18 protein-coding genes are annotated in these 18,887 nt (G+C 28.6%); 1 reads left to right on the top strand and 17 read right to left on the bottom strand.

Features of this window, described 5'->3' with window-relative positions:
- From QP548_RS00785 to gpr, 16 genes are all read right to left on the bottom strand, one after another.
- The gene (locus tag QP548_RS00785) at window positions 1–1,182 is read right to left on the bottom strand and encodes a hypothetical protein (RefSeq protein ID WP_061428992.1); all 1,182 of its coding nucleotides are present in this window, start codon (window positions 1,180–1,182) and stop codon (window positions 1–3) included.
- A gap of 13 nt (window positions 1,183–1,195) precedes the next feature.
- The gene (locus QP548_RS00780) at window positions 1,196–2,020 is read right to left on the bottom strand and encodes a hypothetical protein (RefSeq protein WP_061428993.1); all 825 of its coding nucleotides are present in this window, start codon (window positions 2,018–2,020) and stop codon (window positions 1,196–1,198) included.
- Complete coding sequence (locus QP548_RS00775) at window positions 2,007–2,735, bottom strand: ABC transporter ATP-binding protein (RefSeq protein ID WP_338012345.1); 729 nt, start codon at window positions 2,733–2,735, stop codon at window positions 2,007–2,009. Before QP548_RS00775 ends, QP548_RS00780 begins: the two co-directional genes overlap by 14 nt.
- Window positions 2,722–3,894 (bottom strand): hypothetical protein, encoded by a 1,173-nt coding sequence (locus QP548_RS00770; protein WP_061428994.1) that lies wholly within the window; start codon window positions 3,892–3,894, stop codon window positions 2,722–2,724. Before QP548_RS00770 ends, QP548_RS00775 begins: the two co-directional genes overlap by 14 nt.
- A gap of 17 nt (window positions 3,895–3,911) precedes the next feature.
- The gene (locus tag QP548_RS00765; RefSeq protein WP_061428995.1) at window positions 3,912–4,715 is read right to left on the bottom strand and encodes an ABC transporter permease; all 804 of its coding nucleotides are present in this window, start codon (window positions 4,713–4,715) and stop codon (window positions 3,912–3,914) included.
- A complete protein-coding gene (locus QP548_RS00760) occupies window positions 4,708–5,400 on the bottom strand; it encodes an ABC transporter ATP-binding protein (RefSeq protein WP_057231897.1) in 693 nt (230 codons plus the stop codon). Before QP548_RS00760 ends, QP548_RS00765 begins: the two co-directional genes overlap by 8 nt.
- Window positions 5,401–5,590: 190 nt before the next feature.
- On the bottom strand, window positions 5,591–6,754 hold the full coding sequence (gene dnaJ, locus QP548_RS00755; protein WP_061428996.1) for a molecular chaperone DnaJ: 1,164 nt from the start codon (window positions 6,752–6,754) through the stop codon (window positions 5,591–5,593).
- Between the two features lie 113 nt (window positions 6,755–6,867).
- The gene (gene dnaK, locus QP548_RS00750; RefSeq protein ID WP_061428997.1) at window positions 6,868–8,727 is read right to left on the bottom strand and encodes a molecular chaperone DnaK; all 1,860 of its coding nucleotides are present in this window, start codon (window positions 8,725–8,727) and stop codon (window positions 6,868–6,870) included.
- A 56-nt stretch (window positions 8,728–8,783) separates the two neighbouring features.
- Entirely contained in the window at window positions 8,784–9,410 is a 627-nt protein-coding gene (grpE, locus tag QP548_RS00745; protein WP_060795900.1) for a nucleotide exchange factor GrpE, read from the bottom strand.
- 30 nt (window positions 9,411–9,440) lie between these two features.
- Entirely contained in the window at window positions 9,441–10,460 is a 1,020-nt protein-coding gene (gene hrcA, locus QP548_RS00740) for a heat-inducible transcriptional repressor HrcA (protein ID WP_003461790.1), read from the bottom strand.
- 196 nt (window positions 10,461–10,656) lie between these two features.
- On the bottom strand, window positions 10,657–11,790 hold the full coding sequence (gene hemW, locus QP548_RS00735; protein WP_061428998.1) for a radical SAM family heme chaperone HemW: 1,134 nt from the start codon (window positions 11,788–11,790) through the stop codon (window positions 10,657–10,659).
- Window positions 11,791–12,059: 269 nt separating this feature from the next.
- On the bottom strand, window positions 12,060–12,329 hold the full coding sequence (locus tag QP548_RS00730; RefSeq protein ID WP_003455177.1) for a hypothetical protein: 270 nt from the start codon (window positions 12,327–12,329) through the stop codon (window positions 12,060–12,062).
- A 375-nt stretch (window positions 12,330–12,704) separates the two neighbouring features.
- Window positions 12,705–14,507, bottom strand: a complete 1,803-nt coding sequence (lepA, locus tag QP548_RS00725; RefSeq protein WP_061428999.1) for a translation elongation factor 4 — start codon at window positions 14,505–14,507, stop codon at window positions 12,705–12,707.
- Window positions 14,508–14,627: 120 nt separating this feature from the next.
- Window positions 14,628–14,990: a hypothetical protein gene (locus QP548_RS00720; RefSeq protein ID WP_061429000.1), complete on the bottom strand. Its 363-nt coding sequence runs from the start codon at window positions 14,988–14,990 to the stop codon at window positions 14,628–14,630.
- A gap of 54 nt (window positions 14,991–15,044) precedes the next feature.
- A complete protein-coding gene (locus QP548_RS00715) occupies window positions 15,045–16,130 on the bottom strand; it encodes a stage II sporulation protein P (RefSeq protein ID WP_061429001.1) in 1,086 nt (361 codons plus the stop codon).
- Between the two features lie 148 nt (window positions 16,131–16,278).
- On the bottom strand, window positions 16,279–17,256 hold the full coding sequence (gene gpr / locus QP548_RS00710) for a GPR endopeptidase (protein WP_061429002.1): 978 nt from the start codon (window positions 17,254–17,256) through the stop codon (window positions 16,279–16,281).
- A gap of 195 nt (window positions 17,257–17,451) precedes the next feature.
- Here gpr and rpsT point away from each other — a divergent pair, with 195 nt between their 5' ends.
- Window positions 17,452–17,715 carry a 30S ribosomal protein S20 gene (rpsT, locus tag QP548_RS00705; protein WP_003451389.1) on the top strand — a complete coding sequence of 88 codons (264 nt, stop codon included), beginning with the start codon at window positions 17,452–17,454 and terminating at the stop codon, window positions 17,713–17,715.
- Between the two features lie 95 nt (window positions 17,716–17,810).
- Here rpsT and holA read toward each other — a convergent pair whose 3' ends face one another.
- Complete coding sequence (gene holA / locus QP548_RS00700; protein ID WP_061429003.1) at window positions 17,811–18,857, bottom strand: DNA polymerase III subunit delta; 1,047 nt, start codon at window positions 18,855–18,857, stop codon at window positions 17,811–17,813.
- Between the last annotated feature and the right edge of the window lie 30 nt (window positions 18,858–18,887).

Genomic DNA, 18,887 nt, shown 5'->3' with positions numbered 1-18,887 from the left:
TTACTTACCTCCCATCAAGCTAATACTTCTTAATCTTCCATCATTATATTCTCCTATATAAAGTGGATTTTTGCTATTTATATCTACAACACTGATATATCCATTATAATAAACTAATTCTTCCTCATTAAAATTAGTTAAATCTAAAAATACTTTATTTCCTTTTATAAGAATTCCTCCTATGTCATCAAAATTAACGCCATATCTTTCAAATCTATATTTTTCTATAAGGTCCCTATAAAAAGTAAACTCTTTAGTATTAAAATTAAAAGCTAATATTGATATATTCTTTTCCTCTTTATCATAAAAAGAAAAATAAATATTATCTCCTTGAATATATGATTGTCCTTTATGCCCATCTTTATATATTTCTTTAATTTCATTATTTATTTTTTCATCTGGCTTATATAAATTAATTTTTTTAGTATTAATATTTATTTCTAATAAACCATTTAAAATAGTATTTCCATCCTTTTTATTATTGACTTCCTCATCATCTTCAAATATATCAAAATAAACTTTACCATTGTAGCTTCTACCCTTACTAGAAAATAAATATGGACTCTCTATATTAAATTCTTTATTTAAATCTATAGGTTCTGAAATATTGAAGCTTTTAGTTTTTACATTGATCTCTCCAAATATTATTAAATCTTCATTGTTATTTTTAGTAAATAAAATATTTATTTTATCATTTTCATAAGAAATTCCTATTATATTGTATTCTTGACTTATATTAAACTTACTTGCAACCTCAAAATTTTCATAAGTATTAGTTTCCTTATACTTAATTCTAACTTTAAAATATGGATTATTTTCATAAGCTTTATTTGTAACATCTACCTTAATATCCTTATCTTCATAAAAAGTTTCAGATGTAATAAATAGACCTCTAAAGAACTTTTTATCATCTAATACATCAAATCCTGAATATATACTATCAAATCCACTTTCAGAAAATGAAGTTTCAGATTTTATCTCTCTGCTATTAATTATAAGGTCTTCCATCATTATTCCTTTAGTTTTTGCTAAATTAAACTGAACATTCTCTAATTCACTTCTTTCTCCGTATAAATTAGAAAATTTAATATTACTTTCATTAGCCTTTATAGTTATACCTGACCAAACAAAAATTCCCAACAGAAATATTATAGTGCAAATTAATGGCATTTTCTTTTTCATATACTCACCTCCTCTAAACATGAACCTTATTTTTTAATAAATAATTAGACCCAAACCATCCGATAATTATATAAACTATACTTATTCCTATCATCCAAAAGAATCTTTCAACGGAGTATAATTTTATAATACTTGGAAGTATATAATAAACAAATATTAAAGAACATCCTATTATAGCGCCTAATATTCCTCCCTTTATTCCGAAACTTCTTGTCAAAAGCGAAAATAAGAAAATAACTAAAACTAGTGCTATTAAGCTAATAATAAGCCAAATTATATTTAAGTAATAATCTGGAATAATATAACTAAAATTAAATTTTGAATATATTATTAGTTCTTTAAAACTTTCATATTTTAAAAATTCCTTTGGAAATCTAGCATTAAAAATAAAGTATTCTATAACAATTCCTAATATTTGAAAAAATACTAATGCTATATAAAAGAAAAATGCTGCTAGAAGTTTATATAAAATAATAAACTTTTGAGAAATAGGCAAATTTAAAAGGGTGTATGAAGTCTTATTCTCTCCCCAAAACTCACCAAACCATAAATAACAACAATATAAACAAAAACATAATAATAATAGTAATATAAAAGATATTGACATTCTATTATGATTAATATTAAAGGATGTAAATGTATTTACTCCTCCATTTAATATTTCTTTTTGATATTTTAAATTTTCAAGATATCCTTCTAAAAATCCATTTAAAACGTGAATAAACCAAAATATATTTAAAATCATTAATCCTATAGCTGTTCCTAAGGTTATTTTAAAGTCTCTTATTATCTGAGAATTTAAAAGATAAGAAAATCTTTTTAAATTACTTTTTACCATCTTTGTGCACCTCCCTTATTTTATCAACTAAAGATAAACCTTTTTCTCTAATATCCTCCACATAGAATTCACTTTTGACTTTTCCATTACTTAAAAACACTACCTTATCCACTACATTTTCTATCTCTTTTATTTCATGTGTGGTTAATATAATCCCTATATCTTCATTCATGTATGAAACAAGTGATGCTATAAACTTTTCTCTAGTAAATATATCTATACCTGAAAAAGGCTCATCTAATAACAAATAATCTGGATTTCTTGCAAACCCTAAAATTATTTTGACTCTAGCTATGTTCCCTTTAGAAAGATTATTTATTTTGTCTTCTTCATTAAGCTTAAAATCCTTAAGCATTTCATAAGCTTTATTCATATCCCATCTTTCATACATTACACTCATATATTCAAAAGCATCTTTTATTTTCATTCCGCCATAAGTATTAATAACATCTGGTACAAAAGCTATTTTTTCATAAGTTTTATAAGTTCTCTTCTCACCATCAAAAAGAACTTCTCCATCATCTTCTTTAATAAGTCCCATAATTATTTTTAATAATGTTGATTTTCCAACCCCATTTATCCCAAGAAGAGCTGTTATTTCTCCCTTCTTACCATAAAAAGAAACATTATTTAAAACTTCTTTTCTTCTAAATTTCTTTTTTATTCCTTTAACTTCAAGCATCTTTTCACCCCATTTCATCTTACTTTTCATCATAGAAACCATTCAGCCTAACATTATTAATTTCACCTAAATAAACTAAGTCACTATTTTTTAGATTTGCAACTCCAATCACTAATAGACTGCTATTTTCCGTAGATGATGCAAAATACAACTTATTATTAAAAATTCTTAAGTTTATAGGTTTAGTTATCCTACCTGTATATTTTTCTATCTTATTTTCATCTATAATATCCTTATAATAATTAACTTTAAGATCATTTATGTTAATAGTAGCTAATGAATACACCTTAGGAATGTCTGATTTTATGCCATTATATTTCATAATTTTATTTTCATCTTTAGCTAATTTCTCCCACTCATCTAAATCTGATATTTTTACATAAATTAAGTTTCCATCACATTCTGCTGACTCTAAAATTTTTCCAGTTAAATCAATTTTATTTTCTTCTAATATTTTTTTTACATTATAATCCTTAAATGTGTTTTCTTTTAAATTAATCTTATATATATTTAAATCATTAATTTCTTCAACTTGTTTCTCTTCATTATAATTTCTAACTATTTTTTCAATATAAAAATCATTTCCGTCTTTATATTCTAAACCTACTTTTTCACAATAAGAACCAAACTTTTCAACTTCATTAAAACCTTTTGTCTCAAAATTATACTCCTTTACAACTAGAGAACATGGTTCTTCTTCACTTTCAGGCATTAGAATTTTTATTTTATCTTTCTCTGCATAAACGGCTAAAATCTGTGATCCTCCATCATTCCTAACTGATGCTTTTTTTATTTCCCCAGTTGTTTTATCCTTAAGTAAAAGTTCTAATATATTTGTGCCATACTTAGTGTTAACAATGGCTAGAAAATCTTTTCCATCATAAGAATTAGCATCACTAATAAAAATTCCTCTTAAAGCATCTTTATTTTTGTAAACATCTATTCCCTGTTCATCTTCATCTACAAACATTGTGTTAGAAGTTATTGAATTAGCTCCAACATTATAATTTTTTAAAAAGAAACTTCCTAAATTTTTTTTCACAGAAACATCAATATCTCCCAACTCAGATCTATTTCCATATATATCTTTAATCTCTATACTTCTAAATCCATTTATTATATTAATTCCTAAAATTATAGCAAGTACAGCTAAAGCACTAATAAAAATTATATTTGAAAACCTCTTATTCATACTAATCATCCTCCTTTCTAAACATTTACCTTTTTATTTATTAAGTAATTATTTATCCAAAATGTAATTCCAATGTAAATTAAAAGCCCTATTGTATATAATAAAAGAAATTCTATTGCAAAAAAATGCAATTTAAATACTGGTATATATAAGAATATCCATATTGAAAATGCTACATATAAAATCCAAAGTATTATTCCTCTTACTCCAAAACTTTGCTTTAAAAATACAACTAATGCCCCAACTAAACTTATTGCAAATATAATAATAAACATAACTATTAAATTGGCTATATCCATTGAAATAAATTCGTAGCTAATATTGTCAAAAAGGGCCTTACTTAAATAGTTAATTCCTATATTAACACTACTTCCAACTTTTACTCTTAATATAAACCAATTTATAATTATTGAGAAAAATTGTCCTAATAAAAACATTGCAAAGAAAAGCCATACAACTAAGCTTTTGCTTAAAATAAAATTGAATCTTTTTACTGGTAAGCTTAGAGTTCTATAACTTGTTTTATGCTCAAAATAAAATTCTCTAGCCCAGATAAAAATTGAAAATATAAATACTAATAAAAATTCTAAAAAGAAAGTGTATGTGGTTTCATTATTAATTCCTAAATTTCTCAATGCAATTTCATTTATAAATTCTTCCGGAGCTATCTTCCAAGTAACTCCATCCGCAAACGAGAAAATATTTCTACAATAAATAAATATAGTAAACATCATTGTAATTAAAGAATTTAAAAGTATAATAATAAAATTTCTAGAAGCCTCATACTGAAGCAAGGAAAGAAATTTGTTTTTCTTACTCATCTAAAAACACCTCCCTCATCTTATCAATTAATGAAAGCTGCTCATCACATTTCATATCTTCAACATAAAAGTCTGCTTTTATAGCCCCTTCATTAATAAGTAGTACTCTATCTGCAACCCCTTCTATTTCTGCAATCTCGTGAGTAGTTATAAGAATTCCATTATCTTCATTAATATAATTTATTAATGACTCTAAAATATCTTCTCTAGTAAAAATATCAATTCCAGAAAAAGGCTCATCCATAAGAATATATTCTGCCTCCTGAGCAAAGCCTAATATTATTTTTACCTTTGCTAAATTTCCTTTTGATAACTTATCTAATTTATCTTCTTTATTAAGTTCAAATCCTTCAAGCATTTCATAAGCTTTTTTCTTATTCCAATTATTATAAAAGCATTCCATATACTCAAAACTTTCCCTTATTCTCATTCCTCTAAAAGTATTTTTAATATCTGGAATAAACGCTAATTTATCTAAATTATCATAAGTTAATTCCTTCCCATCAACTAAAACTTTTCCTTTATCTTGTTTAATAAGTCCCATAATAATTTTTAAAGTTGTGGATTTTCCCACTCCATTTATTCCCAATAACGCAGTAATTTCTCCCTTATTTAACTTAAAAGAAATTCCATCTAAAACATTTTTTCTTCTAAAACTTTTACTAATATCAATAACTTCTATCATATTTTCACCCCTAAAATTTTAATAATTAGCATGGAATGCATTTATGTATTATTCAACTAATACACTTCGTCTGAGTGTATTATAACATTAGTACATAATCTTGTAAATATTTAACTTATATTTATTTTAAATAATCTTAAAATAACAAAAAAATACCCTAGTTATTTCTAACTAGAGTATTTAAAATTCACTATTTTTTCTTTTTAAATTTTGAGAAGAATCCTTCATCTTTTTCATCTATATCATCAACTGATTCCCCAGATGCCTTCATAAAGGCTTTTAATGCTTCTTCTTGCTCTTTATTTAGATGTTTTGGAACCTCTACTACCATATGAACGTATTGGTTTCCTCTTCCTCCACCATTAACGTGAGGAACACCTTTTCCTTTTAATCTAAACTTAGTTCCTGGTTGAGTACCTGCTGGAACCTTATATTTAACATTTCCATCTACAGTTGGAACAGTTATTTCTGCTCCTAATGCAGCCTTAGCCATGCTTATCTTGTAATCATAGTAAATATCTGAACCTTCTCTTCTAAATATCTTAGATGGAGCAACATTTACTCTTATATATAAATCTCCTGCAGGTCCATTATTAGCACCTTGCTCACCTTGTCCTCTTAAAGGTATTATATTTCCAGTATCTACACCTGCTGGTATCTTAACTGTTATCTTTCTATTCTTTCTAACAGTTCCTTTTCCCTTACAATCTGGACATGGATCTTCAATTACTTTACCTGTTCCACCACATTGATCACAAGTTGTTGTAGATACAAAGCTTCCTAAAGGAGTTTGTCTTTGAACTCTTATTTGACCTGAACCGTTACATTTTGGACAAGTCTTAGGAGATGTACCTTCTTTAGCCCCTGTACCATGACAAGTTTCACAATTTTCAGTTCTAGTTATAGATATTTCTTTTTCACATCCAAATACAGCTTCTTCAAATGTTATATTTAATCTATATTCTAAATCAGCACCTCTTTGTGGAGCATTTCTTCTTCTAGATGATTCGCCACCAAATCCGCCACCAAAGAATGATTCAAAAATATCTCCAAATCCACCCATTTCTGAGAAGTCGAATCCACCAGCATCAAAGCCACCAAATCCGCCACCACCGAAGCCACCGCTTCCATCGAAAGCAGCATGACCAAATTGATCATATTTAGCTTTTTTATCAGGGTCTTTTAAAACATCATATGCTTCATTTACTTCTTTAAAGTTTTCTTCCGCTTCCTTATCTCCTGGATTTCTATCCGGGTGATATTTCATAGCCATTTTTCTAAAAGCTCTTTTTATCTCATCATCTGAGGCACCTTTTTGAAGCCCAAGCACTTCATAGTAATCTCTTTTAGCCACTGTTATTCACCACCTATAAGTTTACTTATAAAAAGGGAAGACTATTGAGCCTTCCCTCTATTAATTCTTTTTATATTATATCAAAGCTTTAAGTCTTGTGATAGTTTTAATTATTATTTATCATCTTGAACTTCGAAATCAGCGTCTACAACATTGTCATCGTTGTTGTTTGTAGCACCTGCTCCAGCATTAGCTCCACCCATGTTGTTTGGATCGAATCCTTGACCTTGTGCTCCACCATTTTGTTGGTATAATTTTTCTGATACTTTGTAGAATGCTTGAGTTAAATCTTCCATAGCTTTCTTGATAGCTTCTATATCGTCACCATCTTTAACTTTTTTAACTTCTTCGATTTTAGCTTCTATTTCTGCTTTTTCTTCAGCTGAAACTTTATCTCCAAGTTCATTTAAAGTTTTTTCTGTTTGGTAAACAGTTTGCTCAGCATTGTTTTTAACTTCTATAGCTTCTTTTCTCTTCTTATCTTCTTCAGCAAATTGTTCTGCTTCTTTTACAGCCTTATCTATTTCAGCATCGCTTAAGTTAGTTGAAGCTGTGATTGTAATGTTAGCTTCTTTTCCAGTAGCTTTATCAGTTGCTGAAACTTTAACTATACCGTTAGCATCTATATCGAAAGCAACTTCTATTTGAGGGATTCCTCTTGGAGCTGGAGCAATTCCTGATAGAGTAAATCTACCTAAAGTTTTGTTATCAGCTGCCATTTGTCTTTCACCTTGTACTACGTGAATTTCAACTGAAGTTTGGTTATCTGCTGCAGTTGAGAATATTTGGCTCTTTCTCGCAGGGATAGTTGTATTTCTTTCGATTAATGGAGTTGCAACTCCTCCTAAAGTTTCGATTCCTAATGTTAATGGAGTAACATCTAATAATAATACGTCTTTAACATCACCAGTTAATACACCAGCTTGGATAGCAGCACCCATTGCTACGCACTCATCTGGGTTAACTCCTTTTGAAGGTTCTTTTCCAGTGAAGTTTTTAACAGCTTCTTGAACTGCTGGTATTCTTGTTGATCCACCAACTAAGATTACTTTATCTATATCATTTAATGAAACATTACCTGATTTTAAGGCTTCTTTCATTATGTTGATTGTTCTTTCAACTAAGTCATGAGTTAATTCATTGAATTTAGCTCTTGTTAATGTCATATCTATGTGTTTTGGACCAGTTGCATCAGCAGTTATAAATGGTAAGTTAATTAATGTTTGAGTTGATGATGATAACTCAATTTTAGCTTTTTCAGCAGCTTCTTTTAATCTTTGAAGAGCCATTTTATCTTGTCTTAAATCAATTCCGTTTTGAGCTTTAAAGTCTTCTGCTATATAATCTATAATTCTTTGGTCGAAGTCATCTCCACCTAATCTAGCATCTCCATTTGTTGATACAACTTCAAATACTCCATCTCCTAAATCTAAGATAGATACGTCGAAAGTACCACCACCTAGGTCATATACTAAGATTTTGTGAGCACTATCCATTTTATCTAATCCATAAGCTAATGATGCCGCTGTTGGTTCGTTGATTATTCTCTTAACATCTAAACCAGCTATTCTACCAGCATCCTTAGTTGCTTGTCTTTCAGCATCATTGAAGTAAGCTGGAACTGTGATAACAGCTTCTGTTACTTTTTCTCCTAAGTAAGCTTCTGCATCTGCTTTTAATTTTTGAAGTATCATTGCTGATATTTCTTGTGGTGTATAATCTTTTCCATCTATATTAACTTTATAGTCAGTTCCCATGTGTCTTTTTATTGACATTATTGTTTTGTCAGGATTTGTTATTGCTTGTCTTTTAGCAACTTGACCTACTAATCTTTCTCCATTTGCTTGGAATGAAACTACTGATGGAGTTGTTCTAGCACCTTCTGAGTTAGTGATAACTACTGGTTCTCCACCTTCCATAACAGCTACGCATGAATTTGTTGTTCCTAAATCTATACCGATTATTTTACTCATTGTTAATTCCTCCTCTAACAATATCTATAATTTAAACCTGTTAAATGCTAATTAAATTATTTAGTTACAGTTACCATTGAATGTCTGATAACCTTATCCCCTCTCTTGTATCCTTTTTGGAATACTTGAGCTACTTGATTTGGCTCTGCGCCTTCTTGTTCCACAACCATCATTGCTTGATGTAATTCTGGATCAAAACCATTTTCTGTAGATATTTCTTCAACTTGAAGCTTTTCTAAAGCATCCTCAAATTGTCTTACTGTCATTTCAACACCTTTTTTAAGATCTTCAACAGTTCCATCTACAGCTAAGGCTCTTTCTAAGTTATCTAATACTGGAAGCATTTTGATTAAAACATCTTCACATGCATCAGTATATATTCTTTCTTTTTCTTTATCTGTTCTTTTTCTGTAGTTTTCATACTCTGCAGATATTCTTAATAATCTATCTTTTAAGGCCTCTAATTCATTTTCTAATTTCTTTGTTTTACTTTTAAACATAGTATTTTCTTCCTTTAAAGCCTTTAATTCTTCAAAATCAATAACTTTTTCATCAGCCTTAATATCTTCTGAAACTTCTTCTACCTCTTCATCAATATTAGGATTTTCAGCTTTTGTTTCGTTATCTAATTCTTCTTGGATATTTTCCTTTAACTCTTCGTTAAAATCTTTATTATCCATCATAAAGCAGCCACACCTCTTCTCTTTTTTTACTTACTTATTCTTTAAAGTTTCATTTAACTCTTTCATAACTTCAGTCATGATTGATAAGACTTTAGAATAATTTATTCTTCTAGGACCTATTAAAGCTATTGTACCTAAAGATCTATCTCCTACATGATATCCAGCTGATATTATGGAACATTCCTTTGCTTCTGGTACAAATATTTCATCACCTATTTTTACAGTCATATCATCACTATCACTTATAAGTTCTGAAATACTTTTTTTATCATGTAAAAGCTCTAAAATCTCTTTTGCCTTATGAATATTATTATATTCAGGATAATTGAATATATTAATTGTTCCTTCTAAGAATACCTCAGAAGTTTCATCACCTTTTAAGCTCTCATAAAGAGCAGGTAAAACTGCATTTACTATATCTTCATATCCGCTTAAAGCTCTATTGAGATTACTAATAACCTCTAAGTTTATTTGCTCAATAGTAAGGTTTTTAAGCCTTTCAGTTATTATCTTACTAATTTTAATAAGTTCTTCAGATATAGGAACACTCTTTACTTTTATAACTGTATTTCTTATTACACCATTATCAGTTACTAAAACACATAAAATACTTACATCATCAACTTTTAAAAGTTGAATTGATTTTACAAAGCTCTTATGTACTGAAGGCGCTTTTACTATACAAGTCATTTTAGTAAGTTCCGATAGAAGAGCACTAGTTTGTTTGATTATTTTATCAACTTCATACAAGGTACCATCTATTATTGAATTTCTAATAAGCCCTTCCTCTTCAGAGGATAATCTTTCGAACTCAATCATTCTATCAACATATAATCTATATCCTCTGCTTGATGGAATTCTTCCTGCCGAAGTATGAGGCTGTTCTAAAAATCCCATATCCTCTAAGTCAGCCATTTCATTTCTTATGGTAGCTGAACTTACTCCAAGATTATATTTTTTAGCGATAGTTCTTGAACCAACGGGCTCTCCAGTTGATATATAGTCTTGAATTATAGCTCTTAATATTTGAAGCTTTCTATCATCTATCACTAATCTCACCTCTTTATTAGCACTCACTCTTAACGAGTGCTAACTAGTACACTATTAATATATTACCTACCAAGTTTTTTGTCAATTCCATTTTTTATCATTTCAAATGAAAATTTTGATTTTTACCTTATTTATTCTTCAATATCTTTATTTTTCTTTTATTTGCTTCAATTTATACAATAACCTATTTTTAATTTTATAATAGAAAATCAGCCATTATTATATTAGATATTTCTATGCCTTTTTCACTTAGAAATATCCTTCCTGATTCTCTTATTAAAAGCCCTTCATCTATATACTTATTTAGTATTTCTCCATAAACATCATTTATATTCATACTAAATCTCTTTTTAAATTCATTTTCATCTATTCCATTAATTTTTCTAAGCCCCATAAACATAAATTCTTCCATATTATCATTTTTTGAATTATTTATTATTTCTTCTACGGCTTCTCCCTTCTCATTGATAGAATTTATATATTCCTCAACACTACTTTTGTTTTTAATTCTTTTCCCATTAATATAAGAAGCAGCTGCTGACCCTACTCCTATCCAGTTATCCATATTCCAATATGCTAAATTATGTCTACATTCTTTTCCCTCTTTAGCATAATTAGAGATCTCATATTGATTAAATCCATTTTCCTCTAAAATTTTCTTTGCTAGGTGGTACATTTTTCTCTCTTCTTCTTCTGTTGGTAGCTTTAACTTATCATTTTCATATAAATTATAAAAAGCAGTTCCTTCTTCTATAATTAGACTATATGCTGATATATGTGCTGGCTCTAAAGATATTATCTCTCTTAAAGTCTCTTCCCATTCATTTAATCTTTGATTTGGTAAGCCAAACATTAAATCAACATTTATGTTATTAAAACCAACCTTTTTAGCTAATAAAAAATTTTCTTTAAAGGTTTTATAATTATGTATTCTTCCCAGTCCTTTAAGAAGATTATCCTGCTTAGCTTGAAGCCCCATACTAATTCTATTTACACCATACTTTTTCATGACTTCTAGCTTTTCTTCTGTTAAATTCCCTGGATTACACTCCATAGAGTACTCTATATCTTTTGCCATATTAAGTTTAGCTACTTCTTTTAATAAACATTCTAACTCATCAGCCTCTAAAACACTTGGTGTTCCCCCTCCAATAAATATCGTGTTTATTTCTAGATTATTATGTTTCTCTCTTAAACTTATTATTTCCTTATTTAAAGCTTCTATGTAGGCCTTTCTTAAATGATCTTTCCTAGCAAAGGAAGGAAAATCACAATAAAGGCACTTTTGTACACAAAAAGGAATGTGTATATATAAAGAAATTTTGTCCATAGTTACTTACCTCCATGTAAAATAAATAAACTTTTTAACTAATATAAAATAAATTTTGTAGTTAAATACAAATTATTAGTTATGAGTCTTTCTTTCATATTACAATAAAAAAAGTCATGAGTGAATAAACCCATGACTTTTATATGATTCTTTCACAAAATTAAATATATACCTTTAGATAAAACTAAAATATTAACCTTTAAGATTAATATTGCTATTTAAATAAGTTTACTAAAATATAAATAAGTTTACTCAAAATATTTTTAGCTTTATATCTCTCTTAAATTTATATTTATAGCATTGTGAACTAATAAATCTCTTTGAACTTCTATAATTGAAGTGTTTATTACTTCACCTTCTAAATTTATCTCTAAATCACTATGATCTCCATGCTTAGCTAAAAACTTATCTAAATCAGAAATTTTAACACTGATAGAAATATTATCTCCATTTTTTCTATTTATAACACCAGTTGCCTTCCCATTATTTCTAAACTTTCTGCACTTAATTTTAACATCTCTTTTATTAGCATTTAACATAAGAATACCTCTCCTCTACATAACTTTTATTAATTTACTATAAATATATTGAGGATATTTCTTTTTAATGACTAAATAAAAAATATTTATTTTAGAAATTTAAATTCAATATATCTAAAAATAAGCTAATCATAAAAGATTAACTACTTTGCAAATTATATATATATATTAAATTTTTAAAATTAAATAAATGCCCATACTTATAAATATCTTTTATTAAGAGCTATCAAAATGTTTGTATATACTGAAAAAATAACTTACAAACATTTATAAGAATAATCAAAAATTTAATTACTGTTATTAATTGTTTAAAAACAAAAGGCAATGATGAATACTTAATACTATTCATCATTGCCTCTATATAAAGAAATTTAATTAGTCAACTTTTAAAACTGACATGAATGCTTCTTGAGGAACTTCAACTGTTCCTAATTGTCTCATTCTCTTCTTACCTTCTTTTTGTTTTTCAAGAAGTTTTTTCTTTCTTGAAATATCTCCACCATAACACTTAGCTAATACGTCTTTTCTCATAGCTTTAACAGTTTCTCTAGCTATAATTTTTGAACCTACAGCTGCTTGAATTGGAACTTCAAACATGTGTCTTGGAATTATTTCTTTAAGTTTTTCAGCTATAGCTCTACCTCTTTGATAAGCCTTAACTTCTGGAACTATCATAGATAAAGCATCTACGTTGTCTCCATTTAATAAGATATCTAACTTAACAAGTTTTGATTGCTCATATCCTTTTAATTCGTAATCTAATGAAGCATATCCTCTTGTTTTTGATTTAAGAGTATCGAAGAAGTCATATACTATTTCATTTAATGGAATTTCATAATGTATAACAACTCTTGTTTCCTCTAAGTATTGCATATCTATGAATTTACCTCTTCTATCTTGGCATAATTCCATTACAGCTCCAGTGTAATCAGTTGGAGTTATAATTGAAGCCTTAACAACAGGCTCTTCCATGTATGCAATCTCTGTCATTGGAGGAAGGTTTGTTGGGTTTGTTAAATCAAAAGATTCTCCATTTGTCTTAGTTACTTTGTATATAACTGATGGTGCAGTTGTAATTATATCTAAGTTAAATTCTCTTTCAACTCTCTCTTGAATTATTTCCATGTGTAATAATCCTAAGAATCCACATCTAAACCCAAATCCTAAAGCTACTGATGTTTCCGGTTCAAATGATAATGCAGCATCATTTATTTGAAGCTTTTCTAATGCTTCTTTTAATTCTTCATACTTAGCTCCATCAACTGGGTATATACCTGAGTAAACCATTGGTATAGCTGGTTTATATCCTGGTAATGCTTCCTCTGTTGGTCTACCTGCCTCTGTTACAGTATCACCTACTCTGGCATCTCTAACATTCTTTATTGAAGCTGTTATGTATCCAACTTCCCCTGCACTTAATCCTTCTTTTAAAGGCATTAAAGCTGGTGTAAATACTCCAGTTTCAACTACTTCATAAACCTTGTCTGTTGACATTAGTTTAATTTTTGTTCCTGGTTTAACTTTACCATCTTTAACTCTTATATGACATACAACTCCTTTGTAACTATCATAGTATGAGTCAAATATTAAAGCCTTAAGAGGAGCATTCTCATCACCCTCTGGTGCTGGAATTTTTTCAACTATTTCTTCTAAAACATCTTCTATGTTTAATCCAGTTTTAGCTGACACTAAAGGAGCATCCTCTGCTTCTATTCCAATAACATCCTCTATTTCTTGCTTTATTTCATCTGGTCTAGCACTAGCTAAGTCAACCTTATTTATAACAGGTACTATTTCTAAATCATTATCTAATGCTAAGTAACAGTTTGCTAAAGTTTGAGCTTGTATCCCCTGAGTAGCGTCTACTACAAGAATAGCACCTTCACAGGCTGCTAAACTTCTTGAAACCTCATATGTAAAGTCTACGTGACCTGGAGTATCTATAAGATTTAATATATATTCTTCGCCGTTCTCTCTCTTATAGATAAGTCTTGCTGCTTGAGACTTTATTGTTATTCCTCTTTCTTTTTCAAGCTCCATAGTATCTAATACTTGCTGTTCCATTTCCCTTTGAGTTAATGTTCCAGTTTTCTCTAAAAGTCTATCTGCTAATGTTGATTTACCATGATCTATATGAGCTACGATTGAAAAGTTTCTTATATACTTCTTTTTATCCATATCTAAACCTGCTCTCTAAACTATTTAAAAAGTTTTTGAACAGTTTTCACCCCCACATTGTAGAATAAGTCAAGTTACATTATATCACAATGTGCCATTAAACTGTCAATATACTTTACTTTACATTATTATATAGTTTCCTATAAATTGATTAATATCATTTATTAATTTATTTACTAGGTTAAAAGTACCAATTAGTATGTTGCCAAATAAGCCTTTACTTAAGTTTAAAGTATGTTCTTTAAAAACTAAATAAACCTCATCTTTATTTTCATATATTTTTACTGGACTATTATCTTCACTAAATATAGTTAAATCCATACCTGTTTCTTCTTTTATTCTATCATAATCCACTTTTTCGCTTAATTCATAATTTTGATTATTAAATGCCTCTGTATTTTCTATGTTAACACCTATAAACCCCCAAGAAATTATAGAAAAAACTATTATGCCAAGAGTTACAATAGTCATAAATTTTTTCAAAATAAAACACCCCCATAGATTACTATCTATAAGGATGTTCAAAATTCTTTTATTTTATTCACTTTTTCTGTTTAATTCTTCTGCTATTAATCTAGCTATATACTTTGCTGTAGCTTGAGCCTCTTTAGAAGTATTTACTTCTGCACCAACTTCAATAAGCATTGAATTCTTATTGAAATCTTGGTTAAATGCATTTTGTCCCCTATTATACTTATAGGTTTCCTGTCTTCTTAAAATATCAGGAAAAAGCTCATTGGCTTTATTAATAAATCTATAGGCCAAGGATTCAGCATCATTAAAATATTGGTTATTCCTAGTTGTAACAAACATAACCTTAGCTAAATTTTCTCCATTTATATTGGCAGTTAAATTCTTTTTGTTATGCTCTCCAACAGAATCTCTATGAATATCTATTACCATCTTAAAATCATCATATTCGTTAGTATATTTTTTAACTGTCTCTCTAGATTTATTGTAAGATTGTTCATATGAAGCTGAGTGATTTGTTTTATCATGAATAACTGATATACCATAGTTTTCTTCAAGTTCTTTTGCGACTAAAGTTCCTACTCCAACTACGTTATGTTCTTCATTATTTGAAGTTCTCTCTTCACTATACCCCTCTGAATTATGAGTATGATAAATAAGCACCTCTGGCTTAGACTGATCTAGTTCCTTTTTTAAACTTGGATCATAAACTTCACTATTTTTACTAGCTTCTAATTCTGCACTTTCCTTAGATTCTTCCTCAGAAACTATATCTATACTATCTTTATTTAAATCAAATGAAGATACTTTTTCAGCAGAAACATAATTAACTTTATCAATTGAAGCTATTTTATTTACTGCACCAAAGTAAGGAACTTCATTCATTACTAACTCTATCGGATCTAGAGGCTTTATATTTAAAGTTTCTAAGGCTAAACTTTTTAATGTAATATTACTTTCTAAATAAGCATTCTCATCGTAATATGTTCCCTTTGCAACAGGCATTCCTGCATTTAAAAGTTGTATATATGATAAATTCTCTCTCATGTCTTTACTTGCTGCAATCTTCATAAATCTAAACATAAATATTATAAGTAAAGATAAAAGAACAATCACTCCTATGGGTATCTCTCTTTTATTAATACCTCTCACATTATCCCCTCCCTCATATTTTCATTTATATGAGGTTAAGTTAAATATTATGTTACTCTCTTTAGGTAAATATTTAATTTATTCTTCTTCAAATTCACTCATAATTCTAAAAAATATCTTAATAAAACTTTTAATTTTAAACACAATCTTAGTTTAAAAATTTATTTATATCCTCTAATACCATATTAGGTTGAAGGGCTATATTGATTCCATTTGCTATTATTTTTGAAACTGATTCTATTATATCGTCTATTTCTTTTGGAGTAACCATTAAGTCTCCTACATAAGGGTCTAAAAGGCTCTTTATCATCATTCCCTTTTCATTTTTATCTATGTTATTTAATATATTATAAAATTCTTTGCCAGCCTCTGCTTGATTTATCATTTCATCTAAAACTAAATCCATGGCATCATTTGCAATAGTAGCTGCATCAACAACAGTTGGTACTCCTAAGGCAATAACAGGGATACCTAAGCTTTCTTCATTTATTTTCATTCTATGATTCCCAACTCCAGCACCTGGTGATATTCCAGTATTGCTTATTTGAATAGTTCTAGCCACTCTCTCAAGTTTTCTTGAAGCTAAGGCATCAATACAAACTACTAAATCTGGCTTTATTTTTTCAACTAATGATTTTATTATCTCTCCAGTTTCAATTCCTGTTATACCTAAAACTCCAGGTGCTATGGCACAAACTGGTCTTACTGAATCATCTATTATGTCTGGCATAACTTTCTTTAAGTGTCTTGTTACCATTAATTTTCCTACAACCTTAGGTCCTATGGCGTCAGGTGTAACATTCCAGTTTCCAAGCCCAACTACTAAAGCGGTTCTCTCCTCTGGTAAATTAATAAGTTCTTCTAAGGAGGCTGCCACCACATGAGAAACCTCATCCATAATGCCCCCATCATAATGAGTGTACTCAGGGATATCTATGGTAACATATCTGCCTATAGGTTTTCCCATAGCTTTAGCGCCTTCCTCGTTTAATATGTCAACATTTGTAACTTTAATATCCTCTTCCACAGTCTTTTCTTCAAAAACTACCCCATCAATTTCCCTATTATATCTATGTTTATAAATCTCTCTACTTTCAACAGCTAAATCAGTTCTTACATTGTACATTTTTCCACCTCTTTTTAATTTAAATTGATATATTATATATAATCTCCTTAAAAATGATAATTATGTCGATAAACACGAAAAAAGACTTGAACTTATATATTTATGATGTTATAATTACCTTTGTTAATAATGAACTCGTACGCAGATTCCCCAAAACTGCAGATACGCTATAAAAGTTGAAGGGGGTGAACTAGAATGGCAAATATTAAATCAGCAAAGAAAAGAATAAAAGTTACTGAAAAGAAAACTTTAAGAAATAAGATGATTAAGTCAGCTCTTAAAACTGCTATAAAGAAGTTTGAAGTAGCTGTTGAAGCTAATAACAAAGCAGAAGCTGCAACTTTATACGTTGAAGCTGCTAGAGCTTTAGATATGTCTGCTTCTAAAGGAGTAGTTCATAAAAACATGGCTGCTAGAAAGAAATCAAGATTAGCTGCTAAGTTAAACGCTATGGCTTAATTATATGGGTGTTAGAATTTCTAACACCATTTTCTTTTATTAGAAGTATTTCTTTAAGTAAAAAATCCAGATTAGAATTATCTAATCTGGATTTTTTATATTACAGTACTTACAATCATAAGTTCTAGCTCTGTTTTTTTATTTAAGTTTGAATTACTCTTAAGTTTCTTTTCTGTATATAAACATAGATTAATACATTTATTAAGCTGTTTATTAGAAAATTTCTTACTCTGATTAATAAATTTTTCTATTACAAAGTCAGGTAAATTTACCCTGCTAGCTTCTAAAAAATCTTTCTTTATTTCATCAATTCTATACTTTTCAGAAAGTCTTATTTTTACCCTGTGTAACTTTTGAAATTGCTCTCTGATTTGACTCAGTATAAATATAGGATCTTGTCCTCTACCTATTAATTCATCCATTAAGTCTATGGCTTGCTTTGCTCTTTTAATTGAAATAAGCTCAACTAAATCAAATATATCGTCCTCATACCTAGGAGGAAGTAGTAAATCTATGTCTTTTCTAGTTATTTCTCTCTCCCCTACATAGTTTACTATTTTATCAACTTCTCTTTCTATAACATCAAAGTTATTTTCTACTGAGTCACAAAAGTACTTTAATTCTATTTTTCCTATGTTTTTATTATATCTTTGAAAGATTCTTCCTACCTTTTGTTGCAGTTTTGCCCCTTTTAACTTTTCAACAGAAACTATACAACTGCTTTTCTCAAGTTTTTTTAGTTTGCTTAATCTATTAACTCTATCCCTTTTGTCCTTTAAAGTTGTATATGCTATTAAAACACAATGTTCTGGTGTATTTTGAAAATATTCTACACATTGCTTATATAATTTTTCAGTTTCTTTATCTTGTTTATCCCTAAATATATTAGTTCTATTTAAAACTACTACTTTTTTATCACTCATAAAAGGCAATGTTTCACAAGCATTCATGAAATCATCAAAATTAAGGTTATTCCCATCTAATCTAATTAGGTTTAAATCCTTAAATCCTTCATCTAGTACATTATCAATTATATTTTCTATACCTTCTTTAATTAAAAGCTCATCTAATCCAACTAATATATAACTTTTTTCTATATTTCCTTTTTTCAAATTTTCATATAAACCGTCTAAATCTATCATTAAAATATCAACCTTTCAAATCCCAGCTAC

The sequence above is a fragment of the Clostridium sp. UMB9555A genome (genome assembly GCF_030222355.1).
Lineage (GTDB): Bacteria > Bacillota > Clostridia > Clostridiales > Clostridiaceae > Sarcina > Sarcina perfringens.
This window is presented reverse-complemented; position numbering and strand designations above follow the sequence as displayed.